The organism is Stenotrophomonas sp. P5_B8, from assembly GCF_054049855.1.
The window spans coordinates 1-4,871 of sequence record NZ_JBFULO010000293.1 but is presented as its reverse complement, the minus strand read 5'-3'; the positions used below and the strand labels follow the sequence as shown (position 1 = coordinate 4,871).

Here is a 4,871-nt window from a genome sequence, read left to right as displayed (position 1 = left end):
CGCTGGGCCCCCATACCCTTTCCGGCGAATGTCCTCCGGCGTCGGCCTGCGGCCGCCCCCTCCCCCTTTATTTCGCCTCCAAGGGCATGGGSGCCCAGCGCCCGACCCACCGACCARYGYCAGAAAAGCCTGGCTTCSRCMTGCTCACCGCAAGCCGAGCCCCKTAGCGGCCGGTAGGCSCCTGGGCAAAATAAAGGAGGAGGCCGCCAGGCCGGGGGACATTTGCGCCAGGGGCCTACCGGCCGCTGCGGGGCCCTGACGCGCGCGGCACGCCCGAACGGAGACCGCCCCCGTTGCACACGTGACCCAGCCACCCCGCCATGCGCGCATCGCCGTACGCCATCTACCAGGCAACAAGACGCTGCCCTCCGTTGGCAGAAGCACAAAAAAACGGGCCTTTCGGCCCGTCTTTTTCTTCCTGACGTCCCGGTCAGCCGCCGCCGCTGCTGCCGGCGTGGATGCCGCCTGCGGTCAGTGCCGCCGGATCCAGCAGCTTGCGCAACTCGGCTTCGGACAGACCGCTGTCTTCCTTGGCCACGTCCAGCACCGGGCGCTGCTCCTTGTAGGCGCGCTTGGCGATCGCCGCCGCCTTCTCGTAGCCGATGATCGGGTTCAACGCCGTCACCAGGATCGGATTGCGGTCCAGCGCCTCGCGGACGCGGTCCTCGCGCACCTTCAGCCCTGCAATCGCCGTATCGGCCAGCAGCCGCGAAATGTTCGCCAGCAGCCCGATCCCGTCCAGCAGATTGGCCGCGATCAGCGGCAGCGTCACATTCAACTGGAAGTTGCCCGTCTGCCCCGCCACGGTGATCGCCGTGTGGTGGCCGATCACCTGCGCGCACACCATCACCGTCGCTTCGGGAATCACCGGATTGACCTTGCCCGGCATGATCGAACTGCCCGGCTGCAACGCCGGCAGTTCGATCTCGCCCAGCCCAGCCAGCGGACCGGCATTCATCCAGCGCAGGTCGTTGGCTATCTTGATCAGCGCCACCGCCAGCGCATTGAGCTGCCCGGACAGTTCCACCGCGTCATCCTGCGCGGCCAGCCCTTCGAACTTGTTCTCCGCGCTGTCGAACTTGACCCCGGTCTGCTGCTTGAGCAGCTTGGCCACGCGCTCGCCGAAGCGCGGATCGGCGTTGATCCCGGTGCCGATCGCGGTGCCGCCCAGCGGCAGCCGGCGCAGCCGCTTGAGGCTGTCTTCGATGCGCTCTTCGGCCGAGGCCAGCTGGGCCGACCATGCGCCGAATTCCTGCTCGAAGGTCAGCGGCATGGCATCCATCAGGTGCGTGCGCCCGGTCTTGACCACCTTGCGCAGCGCGCGACCGCGCTTGTCGATGGTCTTGCGCAGATGCGCCAGCGCCGGCAGCAGTTGTTCCTGCACGCCCAGCAGCGCCGACACCCGCAGTGCGGTGGGGATCACATCGTTGGAGCTCTGGCCTTGGTTGACGTGGTCATTGGGATGCACCACCACCTTGCCGGCCTTGCCCGCACGATTGGCCAGCGTGGCGATCACCTCGTTGGCATTCATGTTCGAGGACGTGCCCGAACCGGTCTGGTACACATCGATCGGAAAATGCGCGTCATGCGCACCGTGGGCGACTTCGGCCGCCGCAACTTCGATCGCCTTGCCGATGTTCTTGGGCAGATGGCCCAGCTCGACGTTGACGGATGCGGCCGCGCCCTTGACCAGGCCCAGCGCGCGGATGAACCCACGCGGCATGCGCTGCCCGGACACCGGGAAATTGTTCACCGCACGCTGCGTCTGCGCGCCCCACAACGCATCCTCGGGCACCTGCAGCTCACCCATGCTGTCGTGTTCGATCCTGAAACCCTTGCTCATTGCATCACTCCGCGTTTCTTTCGGTTTGGAAAGGGAACCTGCGGCTGGCAACGGGCCTGATTCCCTGGCTGGCGGCTCTGCGCACGATACTCCCAAGCCGCGATGAAACCCAAGACCGGGTTTGATCGGCTAGACTCAAGATTCGTGTCCATTCAGAAAGCCTGCCGCCCCCATGGGTGACGACCCCCACAGTAGTTCCTGGCGTGCCGCCGCGCATGCATCGCCGCCCGCGCTTTCGGCCGGCCTGAACCCCACTCCGCGCCTTGCAGCCACGCTGCGCGGCCGCCGATGATCGGCAACCTGCTGCTCCTGCTGCTGGCCTTCGGGCTGGTGCTGCTCAACGGCTTCTTCGTGGCCGCCGAGTTCGCGCTGGTCAAGCTGCGCCACACCCAGGCCGTGGGCCTGGCCGCCAGCCATGGCTGGCGCGGGCGCCTGCTGCTCAACGTGCATTCGCACCTGGACGCCTACCTGTCGGCCTGCCAGCTGGGCATCACCCTGTCCTCGCTGGGCCTGGGCTGGGTGGGTGAACCGGCGTTCGCGCACCTGCTGCAGCCGGTGTTCGATGCGTTGGGCCTGAGCGCGGAGGCCTCGCAGCTGACCTCCTTCATCATCGCCTTCAGCGTGATTTCGTTCCTGCACATCGTGCTGGGCGAACTGGCGCCCAAGTCGATGGCGATCCGTCGCCCGGACCGCATGTCGCTGTGGACGGCGGCGCCGCTATACCTGTTCTACTGGGCGATGTACCCGGCGATCTGGCTGCTCAACAACAGCGCCAACGCGCTGCTGCGGCTGGCCGGCTGGGGCGATGTGGAACACACCTCGCACCGTTACTCGCGCGAGGAACTCAAGCTGATCGTCGGCCGCCAGCAGCCCACGGGCAGTGCGCCGGACCACGGCCTGACGCTGATGAGCCATGCCCTGGAACTGCCCGAACTGGTCGCCGGCGACCTGATGCGCCCGCGCGACCACATGCGTTCGTTCCGCGATGGCATGGCGCTGGCCGAGGTGATGGCCGAATTCGCCGAAAGCCGCTACAGCCGCTACCCGTGGTTCGACCGTGATGGCGAAGACGTGCTGGGCATCCTGCACATGAAGGACCTGCTGGTCGAAATCGCGCGTGGCAGGCCCACCGACGACCTGCGCGCGCTGCTGCGCCCGGCCAACCTGATCGCGCTGGAAACTCCGGTCCCCAGCGTGCTCGAACGCTTCCGTACCGGCACCACGCACCTGGCGCTGTGCGTGGAGGAACATGGCCGCATCCTGGGCTTCTTCACCCTGGAGGACCTGCTGGAAGTGGTGGTCGGCGATATCGAGGACGAGCATCCGCACATCGTCAAGGACGCCCCCACCCGCGGTGCCGACGGCAGCCTGCTGGTGGCCGGTTCGACCTCGATCTTCCGCCTGGAGCGCCTGCTCGGCCACGACCTGGAGGCGCCGGAGCACCTCAATTCGGTCGGCGGGCTGATCGTCCACCAGCTGCAGCGCCTGCCCGAAGAGGGCGAGCAGCTGGCGATCGACGGGCATCAGTTCACCATCAAACGCATGGCCGGCCACCGCATCCAGGCCGTTACCGTACGCATGGCACAGGCCGAGCCGACCGGGGCAGCGTAGAATGACGGCCCCCGCCGTCATAGCCCCGCGCCTGCCATGTCCGAATTCGCCCTGCTCGCCCTGTCCCCGCTCGATGGCCGCTACGCCGGCAAGGTCGACGCGCTGCGCCCGATCTTCTCCGAATACGGCCTGATCAAGGCCCGCGTCAAGGTTGAAGTGGAGTGGCTGCTGGCGCTGGCCAACGAGGCGGGCATCGTCGAGCTGGCCCCGTTCTCGGCCGCCGCCACCGCTCGCCTGCGCGCGCTGGCCGATGACTTCGCCCCGGCCCACGCCGCGCGGGTCAAGGAAATCGAGCGCACCACCAACCACGACGTCAAGGCCGTGGAGTACTTCATCAAGGAGCAGCTCAAGGCCGACGACGAGCTGGGTCCGGCGCTGGAATTCGTGCATTTCGCGTGCACCAGCGAAGACATCAACAACCTCAGCTACGGCCTGATCCTCGAGCAGGCCCGTCGTGACGTGCTGCTGCCCGGCCTGGATGGCGTGACCGCCACCCTGCGCGCCCTGGCCCACGCCCAGGCCGACCAGCCGATGCTCTCGCGCACCCACGGCCAGACCGCCTCGCCCACCACCCTGGGCAAGGAAGTGGCCAATGTCGTGGCCCGTCTGGAGCGCCAGCGCCGCCAGATCGCCGCGGTCGAGCTGACCGGCAAGATCAACGGTGCGGTCGGCAACTACAACGCCCATGTCATCGCCTACCCGGCAGTGGACTGGCCGGCCTTCGCCAAGCGCTTCGTCGAAAGCCTGGGCCTGGTGTTCAACCCGTACACCACCCAGATCGAACCGCACGACAACGTCGCTGAAATCGGCGATGCCGCGCGCCGTGCCAACATCATCCTGATCGACCTGGCCCGCGACATCTGGGGCTACATCTCGCTGGGCTACTTCAAGCAGAAGCTCAAGGAAGGCGAAGTCGGCTCCTCGACCATGCCGCACAAGGTCAACCCGATCGACTTTGAAAACGCGGAAGGCAACTTCGGCATCGCCAACGCCCTGTTCGAGCATTTCAGCGCCAAGCTGCCGATCAGCCGCTGGCAGCGCGACCTCACCGACTCCACCGTGCTGCGCGCGGTCGGCACTGCGTTCGGCCACACCCAGGTCGGCCTGGATTCGCTGGCCAAGGGCCTGGGCAAGCTGACCGTCAATCCCGAGCGCCTGGACGCCGACCTCAACGCGTCCTGGGAAGTGCTGGCCGAAGCAGTGCAGACCGTGATGCGCCGGTACGGCCTGCCCAACCCGTACGAACAGCTCAAGGCCCTCACCCGCGGCCAGGGCATCACCGCCGAATCGATGCAGGCCTTCGTCGAATCGCTGGACCTGCCCGAAGACGCCAAACAGGGCCTGCGCGCCCTGACCCCGGGCGGCTACATCGGCCTGGCCGCCGACCTGGCCAAGGCGATCTGACGCTCGCGCTTAC

General features: G+C 67.2%; 3 protein-coding genes. 2 read left to right on the top strand and 1 reads right to left on the bottom strand.

Features of this window, described 5'->3' with window-relative positions:
• Window positions 1-430: 430 nt before the first annotated feature.
• Entirely contained in the window at window positions 431-1,843 is a 1,413-nt protein-coding gene (locus ACXJKH_RS14735) for a class II fumarate hydratase (RefSeq protein WP_457320359.1), read from the bottom strand.
• Window positions 1,844-2,131: 288 nt separating this feature from the next.
• Between ACXJKH_RS14735 and ACXJKH_RS14730 the strand changes: the two genes are divergently transcribed.
• Together ACXJKH_RS14730 and purB are read left to right on the top strand one after the other, a co-directional pair.
• The gene (locus tag ACXJKH_RS14730; protein ID WP_457320357.1) at window positions 2,132-3,454 is read left to right on the top strand and encodes a hemolysin family protein; all 1,323 of its coding nucleotides are present in this window, start codon (window positions 2,132-2,134) and stop codon (window positions 3,452-3,454) included.
• Window positions 3,455-3,490: 36 nt separating this feature from the next.
• The gene (gene purB / locus ACXJKH_RS14725) at window positions 3,491-4,858 is read left to right on the top strand and encodes an adenylosuccinate lyase (protein ID WP_457320355.1); all 1,368 of its coding nucleotides are present in this window, start codon (window positions 3,491-3,493) and stop codon (window positions 4,856-4,858) included.
• Window positions 4,859-4,871 lie beyond the last annotated feature (13 nt).